Here is a 22,128-nt window from a genome sequence, read left to right on the forward strand (position 1 = left end):
TATATTACAGCGACAGACTGCCTTTTTATAAGGTAGTCTTTTTGTCTTTTAATGCATCTGAACTTGTTGAAGTTTCAGATATTTGGTAATAAATATGTCAATAACTCACAAATCAATCTCTATTTTTTACCATATAGTAACAATAAACTGATTGATTTTACATATATTTCTATGGTAAAATTTTGCTTGAAATATGTGTAAATAATTAGATAAGCATGTTAGAGATGATTCATTTGGAGGAGAGATATGTATACTAATCAGTTTCAAACACTAGTGGATATTATCCGCGACAGAGGTAAAATAACCGACCGCGGTATTCGTTTTATCGATGCGGACAAACGTGAAACTTTTATATCTTATCATCAATTATTTACTGAGGCACAAGGGTATTTAGGTTATCTACAAGCCATCGGAATTAAACCTAAACAAGAGATTATTTTTCAGATTCAAGAAAACAAACGGTTTTTAGTCGCATTCTGGGCTTGTATACTCGGTGGAATGATCCCTATCCCTGTAAGTATTGGTGAAGATGAAGAACAAAACTTGAAAGTATGCCGTATTTGGAATTTGCTAAATAACCCTTTCATGATTGCATCTGAGAAGGTGCTGGATAAAATGAAGAGATTTGTTTTGGAACATGACATGCTTGATTTCCATCATCAATTAGAAGTCAGAACGGATCTGATCCAAGATACCATATATCATTATGAATCTATTAATAATATAGTTGAACCTCAGTCTGATGACTTGGCATTTATTCAATTTTCTTCTGGATCAACCGGTGATCCCAAAGGCGTTATGCTCACCCATCGAAACCTGATTTATAATACTTGTGCTGCTATTAATGGCACACAAATTAGTTCAAACGATAGTTTTCTCTCCTGGATGCCCCTTACCCATGATATGGGTTTGATTGGATTTCATCTCGTACCCCTCGTGGCAGGAATTCATCAGTACTTGCTCCCAACGGAATTATTTATTCGCAAACCGATTCTATGGATGAAAAAAGTAAATGAACACAAAGCAACCATACTGTCTTCTCCTAACTTTGGTTATAAATACTTCCTGAATTTCTTTCGCGAAGACAAAGCGGAGGGATGGGATCTGTCATCTGTCAGAGTCATTTATAATGGGGCGGAACCTATATTACCCGAAGTGTGTGATGAATTCCTAAATGTATTGTCAGCATATCACTTAAAGAAAACAGCCATGTTTACCGTATATGGATTAGCAGAGGCTTCTGTTGCCGTCTCCTTTCCCAAGGTAGAAGAAGAATTTACTGCGGTGTACGTTCACCGGGATCATCTGAACTTAGGGGAGCGTGTCATCGAAGTCGAGAAACATGCTGAACATGTAGCATCATTTGTTGCCGTTGGCGAAGCAATTGATTATTGCCATGTTAGAATTTGCGATGAGGAAATGAACAGTGTTCCCGATTTGGTTATTGGAAAAATTCAAATCAAGGGGGATAACGTCACCCAAGGTTATTATAATAATTCACTTGCAACGGAGAAGTTATTAACGCACGACGGATGGGTGAATACAGGAGATCTGGGTTTCATCATGAATGGAAAACTGGTTGTAACAGGGCGGGAAAAAGACATTATCTTTATCAATGGTAAAAATGTATATCCCCATGACATTGAACGTGTCGCCATACAATTAGATGATATTGAACTCGGAAGAGTTGCTGCTTGTGGTGTGTATGATTCGAATAGTCAAAGTGAAGAAATTATTGTGTTTGTCGTGTACAAAAAAAAGATCGAACACTTCTTGACGCTTGTTAAAGAAATCAAAAGACATCTATATAAACATGGGGGATGGAGTGTCAAAGAGGTACTGCCCATCAAAAAATTACCCAAAACAACAAGTGGGAAAATCCAGCGGTATCAGTTAGCCAAGCAGTATGAAGCAGGCAAATTCTCAACAGAATCTGCATTCATCCATGACTGGATCAAGAATGACAATGACAAGGCAAAGGGAAAGGCTGCTGTTTCGGTTCGAGTCATAGAACGTGAATTAACTTCACTATTTTCTGAAGTGCTGGTTGGGAAAAAGGTTGAACTTGAGGATAGCTATTTTGATATGGGTGCAACTTCATTACAGCTGGCCCAAATCGCTGAACGTATAGAACAAAAATACGGAGAAGAGCTTGCTGTTACGGACCTCTTTACCTATCCCTCGATAACTGAATTGGCAGCATATCTGGCTAGAGGCTACAGCGAGACCATGCAAGTCAACAAAACTCAAGAGGATCATACGCCATCCAAAGATATTGCTATTATCGGTATGTCTTTGAATCTCCCTGGTGCATCAAATGCAAGCGATTTTTGGCGTGTTTTGGAAAATGGAACGCATAACATTCGGGACTACCCGGAAAGTCGGATAAAAGACGCAGCGGATTATATACAATCCATGCGAAGTGAAATGAGCGAAGTTCAATGGATCAAGGGTGGTTACTTGGATCAGATTGATCAATTCGACTATTCTTTCTTTGGCATAACCCCAAAAACTGCACAATTTATGGACCCGAATCAAAGGATGTTCTTGCAAACGGCATGGCATACGATTGAAGACGCTGGGTATGCAGGGGAAGGAATCAATGGAAGAAATGTGGGCGTGTACGTGGGGTATTCCAAAGTTGGGTATGATTACGAACGGCTCGTGACGGCGAGTTACCCCGCAGAACTCAAAAATTATATCATTGGAAATTTACCATCTGTACTGGCGAGCAGAATTGCATATTTCTTGAATTTAAAAGGCCCGGCCTTAACGATTGATACCGCTTGTTCCTCCTCACTTGTTGCTGTTCACATGGCATGTAAAGGATTGCTCGCAGGAGACTGTGAAATGGCAATCGCAGGAGGCATTCGAACGGCATTATTACCGATAAGTATCGGACTGGATATGGAATCTCCAGATGCATTGACGAGAACGTTTAGCGAAGATGCCAACGGCACGGGATTTGGCGAAGGTGTTGGGTCGGTCATGTTGAAGCCAATGCAGCAAGCGATTAAGGACGGGGATCATATCTATGGTGTGATTAAGGGAAGTGCGATTAATCAGGATGGCAAGACGGTAGGAATCACAGCACCTAACCCGGAGTCTCAGACCAATGTGATCGAACAGGCATGGAAAGAAGCCGGCATTTCTCCTGATACGCTTAACTTTATTGAAGCACATGGAACAGGGACAAAATTAGGTGATCCGGTTGAGTTCAATGCTTTGCGTAAAGCTTTTGAGAAGTATACGGATCGGAAACAATTTTGTGCGATCGGATCTGCCAAAGCTAACATTGGACATGGTTTTGAAGCGGCGGGGATCGCTGGATTAATTAAATCTATTCTTATGTTTCAACATAGAAAGATTCCACCATTGGTTCACTTTGACAAGCCTAATCCCCTGCTTAAGTTTGAAGCTTCACCTTTTTATGTGAATCAGGAATCAATGGCTTTTGGTGAAAAAGAGAGTCCTTTGCGATGCGGGGTTAGTTCTTTTGGTTTCAGTGGCACGAATGCGCATGTGGTTCTCGAAGAATATGTTCCTTCCCCAACCGTAGATAAAAAAATGTCCCAAGAGCCTAGTCTATTTGTTCTGTCTGCTGCCACGGAACGGGCGCTGGATGAATTGGTCAGAACGTATCATGAATATCTAACCGATCACACGGATGTTTCCATTCAACAAATCTGTTATACAGCCAGTACGGGAAGGGCTAATCTGGATTATCGGCTTGCCATCGTAGTCACGAGTACACAAGAATTACTTGAAAAATTGAAACGAATTGCAAGCGGAGAGGGTAAACTGCCATATGTTTATTTTGGTTATGCCAAAAAAGACAAAACGCTTGTTAGCGATCATCTCTATGCTCGGGGAAAGGCAGAATCTTTAAATGAACTCGGTCAGTTATTTACACTGGGGGCAGTGATTGATTGGGAAGGGTTTTATAATCATGAAGTCATTTGGAAAATTCCATTGCCTCTATATCCATTTGAGCAGAAGCGCTGTTGGATTGAAGTCAAACATACGATACCAGCGGGACATAGGTCAGAGAGGAATGAGGTTCAAATGGAGATGAATACAAACGGTATTGAATTAAAGATTAAAACAAGCATCAGTCGTGCATCTGGTTTGAAGTTGGAAGAGCTGGATCATCAAGCTCATTTTCTCCAAATGGGATTGGATTCCATTATTCTTGTGCAAATTCAGAAGGAAATCTCAGAGCTGTTCCGTTTGAATATCCCGATGGAAATGTTTTTTGAAACCCTTACAAATATCAATTCCTTAGTTAAATATGTGTCAGAGAATATAAAACAACATGATGTATCCGAGAACATAAAAAATGAAACCGATCAGGAGCATACTGAACAACGAAATCTGGCATCTGTGAACAATATAAACACGGCAAAATCATCAGGGAATGTGTCGGAACAAATTGTGATGTCTGCCATTCAGCTCATGGAATCTCAATTAAAAAGTTTGAATGTGCTGTTAGGCGAGCAAATGAATGCTGTTCAATCGCCTCTTTTGGAGATGAAACATCATGAAACCAAACCAACCAAAAAGATCCAACCGGATTCGGAATCGAAGGAAGAAAAAAAACCTTTTATACCGTATCAATCGTTGAAGATTCATGAAGAGAGTGGATTATCACCGCTTCAGAACCAGTATGTTGAACAGTTTGTAACAAAGTATACCGCAAGAACCAAAGGCTCCAAATTAAAAACAGGCCAAACACGTTTGGTTCATGCGAATAATCGCAATGTATCTGGATTTCGTTCGTATTGGAAGGAAATGGTGTATCCCATCATTTCAACGCGTGCAGAGGGATCTAAGTTATGGGATCTGGATGGGAACGAGTATTTGGATCTGACGATGGGATTTGGTGTAAATCTATTTGGTCATAATCCAGCTTTTATTCAAAATGTAATAGCAGACAGCCTCCAGGAACAATTGCCTCCATTGGGCCCTATGTCAGATTTGGCAGGAGATGTTGCAACAAAAATTTCCGAGTTGACAGGTGTAGAGCGTGTCGCATTTTATAATTCAGGAACAGAAGCTGTCATGGTTGCACTTCGTTTAGCGAGGGCAGCAACGGGGCGTTCCAAAGTTGTATTATTTTCAGGATCTTACCACGGTACACATGATGGCGTGTTGGGTGTAGCGAATCCTGGGGATGCTTTATCGTCTGCGATGCCTATGGCTCCTGGTATTGTAAATAGCGCTATAGATGATTTGATTATTCTTAATTATAACCATCCGCAATCCCTGGATATGATTCAGAACCTGGGTGATGAATTGGCTGCTGTACTTGTAGAGCCGGTGCAAAGTCGAAGACCTGATATGCAGCCAACACAATTCTTACGGGAACTTAGAGAGATCACGAAACAGTTTGGCATTGCACTTATTTTCGATGAAGTCATCACTGGATTTAGAATTGGTCTGGGTGGAGCACAGGATTGGTTTGGGGTTCAAGCAGATTTGGTTACGTATGGGAAAGTGGTCGGTGGCGGGCTGCCTATTGGTATAGTCGCGGGTAAAGCTGAATTTATGAATCCGGTAGATGGTGGAACCTGGAACTTTGGTGATGATTCTTACCCTTCCGATGCAGATAAAAAAACGTTTGTCGGTGGAACCTTCTGTACACACCCTCTTACGATGAGAGTGATGTTAACGGTACTGCAGTATCTTCAATCCGAAGCAGGAACTTTATATAAGGAATTAAATGAAAAAACAGATTATCTTGTTAAAGAATTAAATGTGTTTTTCAAAACAGCGAATGTACCGATGCAAATGGTGAACTATGGATCTTTATTTCGATTTATATCATTTGGAGATATGGAATTATTTTTCTACCATTTAATTTATAAAGGTTTATATATTTGGGAAGGTCGTAACTGTTTTATATCGACTGTGCATTCCATGGGTGAGATGGATACGATAATCAGAATCGTGAAAGAGACGATCCATGAACTACGCGAGTGGGGGTTTATCCCTGGTGAATCGCCTGTTTCGGAATATCCGCTCTCTTTAGAGCAAAAACAATTATTGTTAACTTCATTACATGGGGAAGATGCGAATGCTGCATTAAATCAGAGTGTTATTTTAAAAATGACAGGTGGAATAAAGCCTTCCACACTGGATCAGGCCGTGAATCAGATCGCACAGCGTCATGAAGCCCTGAAAACAGTCATTCATGCCGATCGTGAAACACAACAAATCAGATCCGTAATGGAATTTCAATGTACATGGTTGGATTTCTCGGCATATGCGGGTGAGGATCAAGAAAGGGAAATTTCCAATTGGTTATCTGCCGATGCAAATGAAGCCTTCGATTTACAGTCTGGGGAACCTCTATTTAGAATCACCTTGCTTAAAAAGGCAGCCGATCAATACCTTATGGTGCTGACATTTCATCATATTGTTGTAGATGGCTGGTCGATTGCTGTATTCATTCAAGAGTTGGAACATACCTATTCTGCTCTGGTCCGAGGAGTTCCGGTTCAATTACCTGAAGCCACTCCATTCCGTGAGTATTTAAGCTGGCAACGACTTGAACATGAAAAAGGGTCATTTACCGAAGGGATTCAGTTCTGGAAAGAACAATTTTCCTTATCCTATCCCAACATCACACTTCCAACGGCACCTTCCGATGATGTGCCCAAGGGATATGACGGTGAAAGATATTCCATCAAGTTGGATCATCAATTAACAGAGTCTTTGCGAACGTTAAGTATAAATAATAAGAGCAGTTTGTTTGTAACGATGTTTGCAGCGTTTTATTTATATTTGCATCAACTAACAGGGCAGTCTCACCTTGTCATCGGCGTGCCTACAGCGGGTCAGTCTCATATGCGAAAAAATGCGCTGATTGGCAACTGTGTCAACATTGTACCTGTTCACCATGCCTTGTTAACGAAGCAATCCGTTGTAGACCATGTTCTTCAGCTCAAGGAAACGCTGGCTCTTGTCATGAAACATCAGCATGTTCCATTGACCCTCGTATCCGAACAGCTTGCTCATATGACTGCACCGGATACCCGGATTTTATTCAATATGGACAGAACGATTCATCATCTCCAATTTGAAAATATCAAGACTGAATTCATGTCGTATCCGATCAAACATATTTCTTACGATTTATTTCTTAATATTACGGATGTTAGCCATGAATTGTACCTGGATTTTGATTACAATACCGAGCTTATTGGACCTGAGATGATGAAATTGTGGTCTGAAGGATTTAAGGGTTTGCTGCAAAAAATGGTGAGTCATCCAGAGGCTGAAATTTCGTCTTTGACGTTGTTCTCATCCGAGCAACAGGACCAATTACAGGAAATATATAATCGGTTTGTTACGGAGCGTCTACCTCACGTTAATCATACAGCCATATTCGAGTCTCCAGTCAATGACGTGGAGAAAAAGCTGGCTTTGATCTGGGAGGACGTATTATCCCTCGATCAAGTGGGGAGACATGATCACTTTTTTGATCTCGGAGGTAACTCGCTCAAGGCGACAGTAATGCTATCCAAGGTACATGAGCAGTTTCAACACAAAATTTCAATCGTTCAATTCTTCCAAAACCAACGTCTGAAGCAGCTTGCCAGTCTGATTACAGGCGAGAACGAGGAAACATTCATTCCAATCAAGGCATTGGACGTGAAGGAGTTCTATGAGACGTCAGCTGCACAACAGCGGATCTACTTTTTGGATCAATTTGAGCCGAATAGTGTGTTTCAGAACATGTGCGGCCATATTACGGTCACAGGAAATATCGATGAAGCTAAATTGATTTCGTCATTGGAACAAATCGTGCAACGTCACGAAGCTTTTCGCACCAGTTTCCATCTGATGGATGGAGAGCTTTACCAGCGTATTGCTCCAACGATTAATTTTGAAGTGAAACGATCTCAGGAAAGTTCTGCTTCATTCGAACAACATGTTAAAGCGTTTGCCAAACCATTTGATTGCTCCAAAGCGCCATTAATACGTGCCGAATTCATTCGTGTAAACGATGATCATGCAGAGATTCTCATCGAGATGCATCATATTATATCGGACGGATATTCCGTTGGCATTCTTGCGAATGAACTGATCGATGTGTATGACGGAAGAAGCATGTCGGAAATTGAGATTGAATACAAAGACTTTGCAGCTTGGCAGAAAGAATTTCTGGCGGGTGAGTCTTATAAGCAGCAAGAAAAATATTGGCTAGATCAATTCAAAGGAGAACTCCCGAACCTTAATCTGCCTACTGATTTTGTTCGGACACCTCAGTTGACTTTGGCAGGTTCTAGATTGTCATTTGTGTTGGACGCACACTTGAAGCAGTCGCTGGAGAAGCTTGCGAAACAAACGGGAACTACGATGTTTATGGTGTTATTGGCAGCGTATAATGTGCTGCTTCATCAATATACGGATCAAGAAGATATGATTGTAGGCACCCCAACATCAGGAAGAAACCATCCGGATGTCGAGAATATGATAGGTGTCTTTATCCAGACGGTAGCGATTCGCTCACAGCCGGTTGGGAATAAGTCGTTTCGATCCTATCTCGAGGAAATTAAAAAACAATCCCTGGATGCATTGGATAACCAGGACTATCTTTTTGACAATCTTGTAGAGAAATTAAACACACATCGGGATACCACTGGGACAGCACTTTTTAATACAATGTATATCTTTTTAAATACCGCGTTGAATCAACGGCAAGAACAGGATTGCAGCTTTAAAGTTAGAGAATTAAATGTCGGTGTATCGTTGTATGATCTGATGTTCATCGTTGAGGATGATAACGAGTGTCTGGAAATGCACTTTAATTACAAGACGGAGCTGTTTGAACGGGATACCATCGACAGAATGAAATTACATCTGTTCAACATCCTCAGAGACATTGTGATCGAACCGAATATTGCCTTGTCCGATATTCAAATGCTGTCTGAACCTGAGCAGAACGTTCTTTTATATGACTTTAATGATACCAACATAGAATATTCCCGGGATCAGACCATTCAGGAGTTATTCGAAGCACAGGTGGAACGGACACCAGATCAATTGGCTGTTAGTTTTGGAAATGAGCGATGGACGTATCGTCAATTGAATGAACGGTCAAATCAGTTGGCATATACGCTTAGAGCTGAGGGAGTGCAGCAGGATCAATTTGTAGGTATTCTGACAGATCGTTCGATTGATATGATCGTTGGCATCTTTGGCATTCTAAAAGCAGGTGGGGCGTATGTACCGATTGATCCGGATTCTCCTGAAGAGCGTATCCGGTACATCCTGCATGATTCGGGGGCAACACTATTAGTCACGCAAACCCATCTCAAGCAGTTGGTATCATTCAATGGCCAAATCATGGATTTGAACGATAAAGAAACCTACTCAGCTAATCTGTCGAATCTGGAACCGGCAGGGAATTCCGAGCAGTTGGCTTATGTGATCTATACTTCAGGCACGACAGGCATGCCAAAAGGTGTAATGATCGAACATCGTCAGGTTCATCACTTGGTTCAAGCGTTGTACAGTCAAGTTATAGATGATCAGCATAGCGGTTTGCATGTCGCTTTACTTGCGCCTTACTATTTTGATGCATCTGTGAAGCAGATTTTTGGCGCACTGCTGTCAGGCCATGCCTTGTTTATTGTAGACAAGGACACGGTACTGGATGGACAAGATTTAATGAATTATTATCAGCACCACCAAATTGATTTGACAGACGGAACACCTGCGCACCTGAAATTGCTTTCGAAGGCAAAAAACGTTCAAGGCATATCGCTAAAATATATGCTCATTGGCGGTGAAGCTCTTTCTCAGCAAAGTGTAAATGAAATCACATCATTATTTGCTCTCAATCATATAACGCCGCCAGCCATAATTAATGTGTACGGTCCAACAGAATGTTGTGTGGATGTTGCGACATACCGTGTACTTCCAGAACACCTGGATACAGCGAATCAACGAGCTCACCTACCGATTGGTCGAACATTAGGAAATAATCTCCTGTATGTATTGAACAAACATGGCAAAGTTCAGCCTGTAGGCGTCGTAGGGGAATTATGTATCTCTGGCGATGGGGTTGGTAGAGGATACTTGAATTTACCTGAGCTGACAGCAGAAAAATTTGTACGTGATCCGTTTGTCCAGGGAGCGACAATGTACAAAACGGGAGATTTGGTGAGATGGCTTCCCGATGGCCATATCGAGTATCTGGGAAGAATGGATCACCAAATTAAGATTCGCGGATATCGGATCGAAGTAGGAGAAGTCGAAGCAGCGCTGTTAGATCTAGAGTGTGTGAAAGAAGTTATCGTCATTGCACATGAGGATGATCACGGGGACAAATCATTATGTGCATACTTTACAGCGGATTCCACGCTGACGGTGGGAGAGTTAAAACAAAGCCTCTCTAAAGTGTTGCCGAATTACATGGTACCAGCCTACTTTATACAATTGGATCACATGCCTCTGACATCGAACGGGAAAATCGATCGCAAATCGCTTCCGAGTCCAGAAGAAAACATACAAACGGGAAGTGAATATATAGAACCCCGAACTGGGGTGGAAAAACAGTTGTTGCCTATTTGGCAGGATGTGCTTACCGTGAAAAAAATCAGTGTAAAAGACAGTTTTTTTGATGTAGGAGGCAACTCTTTACGTGCGACCAAGCTGGCCGCCAAAATCAATCAAAAGCTGAATATCCGCATATCGGTGAGAAACGTCTTTGAATGGCAGACCATTGAACAGATGGCTCAATCTATTGAACAAATGGAACAGGAAGTATTAGTGTCCATTCCTCAAGTGGAGGAAAAAGAATATTATCCTATTTCTTCAGCGCAAATGAGGATGTACATCATGAGCATCAAAGCCGGCAAGGAACTCATGTACAACATGTCAGGTATGTTTATGTTGGAAGGATCGCTCGATCGGATCAGATTGGAAGAAGCATTCCAACAATTGATTCATCGTCATGAATCGCTTCGGACTGGATTCAAAGTCATACACGGAGAACCGAAACAGATCGTATATCCTAAAGTGAACTTTGGAATTGAATTGATCAAGTCAACGGAAGAGGAGATCGAAGATCGAATTGAACAGTTTGTTCGCACATTTGATCTCGGGCAAGCACCTCTTATGAGGGTGGGACTTATTGAACTTCAGCAGGAGCGTCATGTATTGCTGGTAGATCTCCACCATATCATTGCAGACGGACTATCTGTACATCTTCTGATGACTGAACTTAGCCAGTTCTATAAGGGAGAGGAGATATCTCCTCTTCGAATTCAATATAAGGACTATGCTGAATGGCAGCAAATGCAACTTCATAGTGAGCGGATGAAAAAGCAGGAGAAGTATTGGCTTAATGTGTTTGGTGAGAGTATCCCGCTATTGGATCTGCCAACAGACTATGAGAGACCTGAAACGCTAAGCTATACGGGAGATGTATTGGGCATTGTTTTGCAGGAAGACATCCTTCCAGGCTTAAGGAACATGGAAGTACGGACAGGAACAACGTTATATATGATTCTATTAGCAGCCTATACGATTCTGTTATCTAAATACAGCGGACAAGAAGATATCATCGTGGGCACGCCGATTGCAGGCAGGACACATGCTGAGCTGGAGCCGGTGATGGGCATGTTCGTGAATACACTGGCTATTCGAAATTATCCTGCGGTGGATAAAACTTTTTCGGAGTATCTGCTGGAAGTCAAAGAAAATATGTTGAACGCTTATGAGAATCAGGATTATCCGTTTGAGGAATTGATCGAGAAAGTGAATGTAACCAAAGATGCTCGGCGGAATCCGTTGTTTGACACCATGTTTGTATTGCAGAATACAGATGCTTCAGAGATTCAGATGGATGGAGTAACCTGTAAGCCTTATGCACCAAACACGAGAGTATCCAAATTCGATTTAACGTTGTATGTTACCGAATTGCAACACAAGTTAGAAGTGGCCTTTGAATACAGTACGATTTTATTTGAGAAAACAACGATTGAAGCGATGTCACAAAATCTGTTGGTCATATTAACAACCATTGCCAAAGACCCTCATATTGAAATCAATAAGATTCAATTGGTTGAAGAACTAATAGAGGGGGATACGCTGGCTGATCTAATTGAAGTAGATTTCTAAAATAACTAAAAATATAAATGTGATCGGGGTGCCGTATGTCTATTTTTAAGAAACAGGAATCGTATTGGGCAAGCCGATTTGAAGATGATGATCATCTTGTTCATTTGCCTTATTGCAAGACAACCTCCAAACACCCAGACGATACGCAGCACCAGAATGATATATATAAGTCTTTGTCAGCCGATGTTTCATATAAAATCAAGTCCATGTCGCGAAATGCTCCTATGGCGATATATACGATCTTATTAACGGGAGTTCAGTGTCTGTTATATAAATACACGAATGAAACCAAGATGATTATTGGTATACCAACGATGGAAGAAAAGAACACTGATCTATCGCTCTCGAATAAGGTTCTTGTCTTAAAAAATAATATCAATCAAGCGATGTCATTCAAGTCCGTATTTAATCAAGTGAAGACCAGTTTAACCGAAGCCATTCAGCATCAACGAATCCCTTTCAGAAAAATGGTTGAACGTTTAAATGTTCAGTATGATTCGAACCATGTACCTCTAATTCATACCTTGGTTTCGTTAAATGAAATTCATCCTGCCCTTGATGAAAATAACGTAAAAGCGGCGACAATGTTCCACTTTGATCTCGAGAACGACTTCATTCAGTTAAGATTAGTTTATGATGATGATCGTTATGATCGCGATTATATGGTACAAATTGTAGAGCATCTTGACCAATTGTTTTCCGTAGTTCTAAACCAACCTGATCTGGAGTTAAGTCAAGTTGATATGTTATCAGAGTTTTATCGAAACAAGCTGTTATATGACTTTAACGATACAAGGGTGGGGTATCCACAGAACAAAACGATGCATCAATTATTTGAAGAACAGGTGGAACGAACACCGGACCATCCGGCAGTCGTATTTGAGAATAGACAGTTAACGTACAGAGAGTTAAATCAAAAATCCAACCAATTGGCCCGATTGCTTCAAGCTAAGGGGGTACAGGCGGGTCAGTTCGTTGGCATTATGGCAGAGCGCTCACTTGAGATGATCATAGGTTTATTCGGTATTCTAAAAGCTGGCGGGGCATATGTCCCAATCGATCCGGAATATCCGGCAGACCGTATTCACTATATCCTTGAGGATTCAAAAGTGGCTTGGTTGCTGCATCAAAGTCATATACAGAAGCCTGAACATTTTGCAGGGACATGTGTCATTCTGGATTCTGAAATAAATCACTATGAGGATCATTTAAATTTGGACGATGGAGCGATCTCCAGTGATTTGGCATATATGATCTACACGTCTGGAACAACAGGTCATCCCAAAGGCGTAATGATTGAACATGCCAGCATTGTGAATTCCCTGCAATGGAAATCGGATTTTTATCATTTTACCGGAGATGATCGGGTATTAATGCTGAATCCTTTCGTTTTTGATTCATTTATTACTCATTTCTTTGGTCCGATGATATCTGGCTCGACAGTGTATTTGTTAAACCAGCAACAGTGTAAAGATGCTATAGCCATCAATACGATGGTCAAAAAACAGCAAATCACGCACATCCAAAGTCCACCCAGTTTCTTGATGACGCTATTGGAACAAGTAAGCGCGGAAGATTGGGCATCCATGAAAAATGTGGTGGCTGCGGGAGAGAAGATTGTTCCTGCCTTAATACACAAATTGCAGCGCATCAATCCACGCATCGAAGTGTGTAATGAATACGGTCCAACCGAAAATAGTGTTGTATCCACAGTTCTGTCGATCAAGTCGGCAGATCAAAATATCTCAATTGGGAAGCCTATTGCGAACAATAGAGTCTACATTTTAGGAGAACGGAATGAATTGCAGCCTATTGGAGTTCAGGGAGAGTTATGTGTAGCCGGAGCAGGGCTATCCAGAGGTTACTTGAACCGTCCAGATCTGACTGCGGAGAAATTCGTGGATGATCCATTTGTTTCGGAAGCAAAAATGTACAAGACAGGTGACTTCGCAAGATGGCTGCCCGATGGGAACATAGAGTATATAGGAAGGGTGGATCATCAAGAGAAAATTCGTGGACATCGGATTGAACTTGGTGAAGTGGAGACGGCTCTTCTAAATAGTACCCAGATAAAAGAGGCCATCGTCATAGCCAGAGAAGATGAAACGGGAACCAAACAATTATGTGCGTACCTGGTAGGAGAGGATGCAATCACGATCGGGGAACTGCGGGAGGCGCTGTCCCAGCAACTGCCAAACTACATGATTCCGTCCTATTTTGTACAGCTGGATCAGATGCCGCTCACGTCTAACGGGAAAATCGATCGCAAAGCTTTGCCTGCTCCCCAAGAACATATGTTGAAGGGCATGGAGTACGAAGCACCCCGAACGATGGTGGAACAACAACTTGTATCGATCTGGGAAGAGGTACTTGGGGTAGAGAACATTGGGATTTTGGATAATTTCTTCGAGCTTGGAGGAGATTCGATTAAATCCATTCAAGTTTCTTCGAGGTTATATCAAGCAGGTTACCAGGTGCAGATGGAGCATCTGTTTAAAAATCCAACCATAGCAAGCTTGATTCCCTATGTTCAACCCATATGTACCATGTCAGAACAGGGAAGCATCACTGGAAAAGTGATGCTGACTCCAATCCAGCATTGGTTTTTTGAGCAATACAAGGTAGACGCCCATCATTATAATCAGTCCGTGATGTTGTATCGGAAAGAAGGTTTTCATGAAGTCACACTTCGCCGTGTATTCGATAAATTGAGTGAGCATCATGATGCACTTCGTACAGTATATCGTCTTACAGAACAGGGTTATGAAGCGTGGAATGAAGGGTTGGCAAGGGAATCCTTATATACAATTGAAGTGATGGACTTCAAGTCATTAGCAGATCCGTCTCAAGAAATCGAGAAGAAGGCAAATGAAATGCAAAGTGCGTTTACGTTGGAACGTGGACCCTTGATGAAGCTGGGCGTATTTCAATGTGCAGACGGAGATCATTTACTCATCGTTATTCATCACCTCGTCATCGACGGGGTTTCATGGCGAATTTTGATTGAAGACCTATCGAGAGGATATGAACAATTAAGTGAGGGAGAATCGATTCAACTACCGCAAAAAACGGCTTCATTCCAATTATGGGCAGAACAGCTCCAGTTGTATGCGAACAGTGATGCGATAACGCAAGAGATTGCATATTGGAATGAAATTGAACAAGCAAGCTATAAGCCGTTACCTACAGATTTCGAAGCGGATCATGCACTGGAAAAAGACAGCGAAGAAATCACGATGGAATGGTCAGCGGCAGAAACGGAGCAATTATTAAAACAAGCGAATCGTGCTTATAAAACGGAGATTAGCGATTTGCTGCTCCATGCATTAGGCATGTCTATTCACCAATGGACGGGCATGGATAAAGTGCTGGTCAATCTGGAGGGACATGGAAGAGAACAAATTTTACCGGATCTCGATATTACACGAACGATCGGATGGTTTACGAGCCAGTATCCGGTTGTACTTGATATGGAAGCAAGTTCAAATATGTCTCTTCTCATCAAAACAAACAAAGAAATGATTCGTCAAATCCCTAAAAAAGGGATTGGTTATGGTATTTTACGATATTTAAGTGCACATCAGCAAGAAACGCCCTTTACCTTGAATCCTGAAATTAGTTTTAACTATTTGGGACAATTTGATCAGGATCTTCAGAATAGCGGGATGCAGATCTCTCCCTGTCCAGGCGGAGCAACAGCAAGCGACAATCACAGAAGAAATGTTCTTATCGACATGAATGCCTTAATTGTGGAAGGCAAATTGACGTTGTCCCTTCGGTATAGTCGCACCCAATATCAAAAAGAAACGATGGAGCGAGTGGCAACATATTTTAGAGATCATCTGCAAGAAATCGTGATGCACTGTGTGACAAAAGAGAAGCCGGAATGTACACCAAGTGATCTAACGTTAAAAGGAATTACGATTGAAGAATTAGAAGGATTTGTTCAAGAATCGGAACACATTGGTGAAATCGAAGATATATATGCTTTATCACCGATGCAAAATGGAATGTTCTTTCATCATTTGCTTCATTCAAAATCGGAAGCGTATTTCCTTCAAACTACGCTGGATCTTCATGGTCCGTTAGACGTGGAAGCATTTACGAAGAGTCTGGATCAGTTGATGCAGCGTAATTCGATTCTCAGAACAAATTTTCATAGCAAATGGAATAATGGACCTCTGCAAGTGGTATACCGTCATAAACGGAATGGGCTAACATACGAAGATTTGCGTGAGATGAATGAAAAAGATCGTGAAGCATACGTGGCAGAATATACAAGAGCAGATAAAATAAAAGGTTTCGACCTGTCTCAGGATGTGTTAATGCGTATTTCGATCTTGCAAACGCATGACCAAACCTATCGTTTCATTTGGAATTATCATCATATTTTGATGGATGGCTGGTGCCTGTCTCTTGTAATCCAGGAGTTGTTTGATGGATACTTTGCTATTCAGGAACAACGAAAACTGGAGGCAAAGAGTACGATTCCATACAAACACTATATTGAATGGCTGGACAACCAAGATCATGAAGAATCCCTGAAATACTGGCGTGACTATCTGCAAGGTTATGATGAGCAGACCACTTTGCCAAAAGAACATTCAATTACGAAGAGTGATGAATATCATTCAGAGCATATGATTTGTACACTTAGTCAGGAATTAACCGGACAGCTCGCACAAGTGGCCAGTCAGAATCAGGTGACGCTGAACACGTTCATGCAGACAGCCTGGGGAATGTTGCTACAGATATATAACGGCAGTGAGGATGTTGTATTCGGAAGCGTGGTGTCGGGCAGACCTGCGGCGATTGTTGGAGTTGAGCGAATCATTGGTTTATTCATCAATACCATTCCTGTACGCGTTCAGACTCAAGGTAATGAGACATTTGCAGCGATTATGAAGCGGAATCAGGAACATGCTGTCGCTTCGCATCCACATGACACGTATCCGTTATACGAGATTCAAGCGGAAACATCGCAAAAGCAAAATTTGATTGATCATATCCTGATATTCGAAAATTATCCTGTACAGGGCATTATGGAACAGTTTGGGGATCAGGAGGAGACAGCTCTTCGGATTACGAATGTAGAAGCAGATGAACAAACGAACTATGACTTTAACCTGATTATTAAACCAGGCCAATCCATGAAATGTATGTTCTATTACAATGCTAACGTCTATGACCGGGCAAGCGTAGAACGCATTCAAGGTCACTTGATTCAGATGTTGGAGCAAGTGGCCAACAATCCGCTTATCCCTATCCATGACATTGACTTGACTACAACACAGGAGAAAACACAAATTTTGGAACAGTTTAATGATTCCATGGCTGATTATCCAAAGGACAAGACGATTCATGGACTGTTTGAGGAACAAGTGGCAAGAACTCCTGAACACGTTGCGGTTGTATTTGAGGATCAACATTTGACCTATCAAGGGCTGAACGAGAAAGCCAACCAATTGGCAAGAACGTTGAAGGCTAAAGGCATTCAAAATGATCAGTTAATCGGGATCATCGCTGATCGTTCGCTAGACATGGTTGTAGGAATCCTAGCGATTTTGAAAGCGGGTGGCGCATACCTGCCGATTGATCCTGAATATCCGGAGGATCGTATAAACTACATGCTTGAGGATTCGGGTGTACATGTATTATTAATGCAAAGTCATTTGCAAGAACGCATCTCTTTTGCAGGAGAGGTCGTTTGCCTGGATCTACCTGAGTCCTATCATGAAGATCATTCCGATTTGGGAGTTACTGCTGCACCAACAGGCCTGGCATATGTAATTTATACCTCAGGAACGACCGGTAAACCAAAAGGGACATGTATTGAACATAAAAATGTGGTGCGATTGTTGTTCAATAGTAAAAATTTGTTTGATTTTAATGCATCAGATACATGGACATTATTCCATTCCTTTTGTTTTGATTTTTCGGTATGGGAAATGTACGGGGCATTGCTCTATGGCGGAAAACTGGTTATCGTACCTCAAATGACGGCAAAAAGTCCGGAACAATTTCTACAATTGTTAAAAAACGAGCAAGTGACGATTTTAAATCAAACGCCAACGTATTTCTATCATCTTCTTCAGGAAGAACTGGCAGGTCATGCAACAGATCTGAAATTAAGAAAAGTGATTTTTGGAGGAGAAGCCCTCAATCCCGTGTTATTGAAGGAATGGCAGCTGAAATATCCATTTATCCAGTTAATTAATATGTATGGGATAACCGAAACAACGGTTCATGTAACGTATAAGGAAATAACCGACATTGAAATACATGCTGGAAAGAGCAATATTGGCAAACCAATCCCAACGTTGCAGACCTATATTTTGGATAAACACCAGCGCATTCAACCGATCGGTGTTCAGGGAGAATTAGTTGTAGCAGGTGAGGGCCTTGCCAGAGGTTATCTGAACCGGCCTGATTTAACCGCAGAGAAATTTGTTGATCATCCCTGGATTACAAAAGGGAAAATGTATCGCACAGGAGATGCCGCAAGATGGCTGCCGGATGGAAATATTGAATATCTGGGACGAATCGATCATCAAGTGAAAATTCGAGGTTACCGAATTGAGCTGGGCGAAGTGGAAACTGCGCTTTTGCAAATAGACTCCATTCAGGAAGCGGTCGTTATTGCCCGTGAGCATGAGGATGGTTCGAAGCAGTTGTGTGCGTATTGGAAAGGCGACAGCTCACTGACAGCGAAGAAAATCAGAATGGCATTATCTCATGAAATTCCGGATTATATGATCCCGTCTTATTTTGTTCAATTAGAGCATATACCGTTAACTTCCAATGGGAAGGTTGACCGTAAGGCATTACCATCTCCACAAGAACATATGCAAAAAGGGACCGAGTATATGGCGCCGCAGAACGCTGTAGAACAAGCGATCGTCGCTGCCTGGGAAGCTGTGCTTGGTGTTCAAAAGGTTAGCACATCAGATCATTTCTTTGAACTCGGGGGCGATTCGATTAAATGTATTCAAGTTTCCTCACGACTGCTTCAAGCAGGGTATAAAGTGGAAATGAAGCATTTCTTCACCTATCCGACAGTAGCGGAGTTGAGTGAACACGTTACATCCGTGAGCACTATTTCTGACCAAGGGGAAGTTACGGGACAAGTGATGCTGACACCTGTTCAGCGCTGGTTCTTTGATCAAAATATGGTGGACGCACATCATTACAATCAGGAAATGATGTTCTTTCGTGAAAAAGGGTTTGATGTCCCCTTCATTCACAGCATCATGGATAAGATCGTGAAACAGCATGATGCTCTCCGCATCCTTTATCGACAAGCGCCTGAGGGCGGATATGAAGCGTGGAATCGAGGGGCAGACGAAGATGGATTATACAGCCTTGAAATCGTTGACCTCAAAACTGAAGCAGATCCAGCATCGTTCATTGAAAATAAAGCAAAAGAAATTCAGAGTGGTATGGATCTGTCTCACGGACCTTTGATCAAACTTGGGTTGTTCCAATGTGCTGAAGGGGATCACCTGCTTATTGCCATTCATCATTTGTTGGTAGACGGGGTTTCATGGCGTATTTTATATGAAGATATTCAGACAGGGCAAGACCAGTTCTTAAGAGGCGAAGAAATCCGGCTTCCTCAAAAAACGACCTCGTTTAAACAATGGGCAGAACAATTGTCTACGTTTGCAGACAGCCCGGCGATGAAGCAAGAGAATCCATACTGGAGTCGTGTGGAGCAGGCCCAGCTAAGCCCGCTGCCAAAAGATATGGATTGTGATGAGACGATTGGCAAAGATAGTGAAACGATCACCATTCATTGGACAGCTGCGGAAACCGAGCAATTATTAAAGCAAACACATCATGCGTACCATACGGAAATTAATGATATATTGCTAACCGCATTAGGAATGGCTGTTCATGATTGGACAGGCATGGGAGAAATCCTCGTAAATCTGGAAGGGCATGGTAGAGAAGACATCCTGCCAGAGCTGGACATTACGCGTACAGTGGGATGGTTTACGAGCATGTACCCCGTTATGATTACGATGGAGTCCGGGGCTGACTTATCAAGGAAGATTAAGGCCGTCAAGGAAGGACTGCGCCAGATTCCAACCAAGGGCATTGGTTACGGGATTTCGAGGTATTTGTCACATGGAAATGAAGGATTCAAGTTAGCGAAAAATCCCGAAATTAGTTTCAACTATATGGGACAGGTGAATCAGGATTCGGGCCAAGATGGCATTAAATTCTCGCCTTTTTCCAGCGGGCCATCCGTAAGTGAAAACAACAAGAGACCTTTTGTGCTGAATATCAATGGCATCGTTACAGAGGGTCGGTTGTCGCTGTCCATTAACTATAGTTCAAAACAATATCGCCGGGAAACGATGGAGCAATTGGCTTTTCTCTATAAGGAAGGTCTTAATAGAGTCGTTGAACATTGTGTAACGAAGGAACAAACCGAGCTGACGCCAAGTGATATTTCATGCAAGTCATTAACCATTGATCAATTGGATCAAATCGTGGAACAAACTGGGCACATCGGTCGAATCGAAAATGTGTACCCACTTACACCATTACAGAAGGAAATGCTGTACGAAAGTGAACGGAATCCAATTTCTGGCGCTTACTTTGTACAAATCATGTTTGATATGCATGGAGATTTGGATGTTACCTCTTTTGCGCAAAGTTTGGATCAATTAATGCAAAGGCATGCGATATTAAGAACTAATTTTTACAGTGATTTCGTGGACATCCCTCTTCAAATTGTGTATCAAGAGAAGAAATTTGAATTTAACTATGAAGTTGTAGCTGGCACAAGTGAGCTGCAACGTAAAACGTATGTTGACGAGTATATCGAGCAGGACAAGGCAAGAGGATTTGACTTACAACGAGATTCGCTAATACGTATGTCTGTTTTACGAACAAACCATGAGGAATACCGCGTCATATGGAGTTTTCACCATATTTTGATGGACGGCTGGTGTATGTCTCTGGTAAGCAAAGAGATATTTGAGAATTATTTTGCGATTCGGGAAAATAGAAAGCCTCAAGTGACTCTATTAACACCTTATAGTCAATTCATTGAATGGTTGGAACAGCAAGATCATCAAGGTGCAATAACGTATTGGAGTCATTACCTAGAGGGTTATGAGGGACAAACGAAATTGCCTGGAGAAAAAATCAAACCGAAACATGAAAGACAGGATTCCAGAACGTTAAACTGTTATTTGGATGATGTACTAATCGAGCAAATGAAACAGATTGCGGAACAGCAGCATGTTACTCTTCATACGTTAGTGCAGACGGTCTGGGGTGTATTGTTGCAGCAATACAATGAAAGCAACGATGTTGTATTCGGAAGTGTGGTATCGGGCAGACCACCTGTCATTCCTGGGATCGAAAGCATGATTGGATTATTTATTAATGCGATTCCTGTTCGGATCCAGGCTCAGGCCTATGAGTCATTTATATCTCTAATGAAAAGGAATCAGGCACAAGCTGTGGAGTCACATGCATATGATACGTATTCGTTATATGATATTCAAAATCTGACCAAGCAAAAACAATCTCTGATTAACCATGTTGTTGTATATCAGAACTTCCCGGTAGAGAACCGAATGGAGAGTCTGGGTCAGAAAGGTGAAATACCGCTTGAGATTATGAATGTTGGGGGTACAGAACACAATAGTTTTGATTTTACTTTGATCGTCAAACCCCATGAAAATATGAAGATCATATTGATGTACAATGCCAATGTGTATGACCCATCTACCGTAGAACAGATTCAAAAACACTTTATTTCCATGATTCAACAGGTGGTAAGTAACCCGGAAGTTAAAATAAACGAACTTGCGTTGAGTACGTCGAACAGTTATTAGACGTGAATGGCAAACTTAAACGAACCTCAGTAACGTTATTTCATCATATCAGGGTGTCAGAACCGAAAATTCGACCCAATCGACGAAATAACGTCTCTGTGATTCGTTACACCACAGACCTGTGCAAATCAGAGCG

At 41.7% G+C, this 22,128-nt stretch carries 2 protein-coding genes; both read left to right on the forward strand.

What is annotated here, in order from left to right:
• The first annotated feature begins 246 nt into the window (after nucleotides 1-246).
• Nucleotides 247-12,135 (forward strand): non-ribosomal peptide synthetase, encoded by an 11,889-nt coding sequence (locus C170_RS19960; protein WP_036613509.1) that lies wholly within the window; start codon nucleotides 247-249, stop codon nucleotides 12,133-12,135.
• A gap of 35 nt (nucleotides 12,136-12,170) precedes the next feature.
• Nucleotides 12,171-21,992 carry a non-ribosomal peptide synthetase gene (locus tag C170_RS19965; RefSeq protein ID WP_051447315.1) on the forward strand — a complete coding sequence of 3,274 codons (9,822 nt, stop codon included), beginning with the start codon at nucleotides 12,171-12,173 and terminating at the stop codon, nucleotides 21,990-21,992.
• The last annotated feature ends 136 nt before the right edge of the window (nucleotides 21,993-22,128 follow it).

This window comes from Paenibacillus sp. FSL H7-689 (genome assembly GCF_000517905.1).
GTDB lineage: Bacteria > Bacillota > Bacilli > Paenibacillales > Paenibacillaceae > Paenibacillus > Paenibacillus amylolyticus.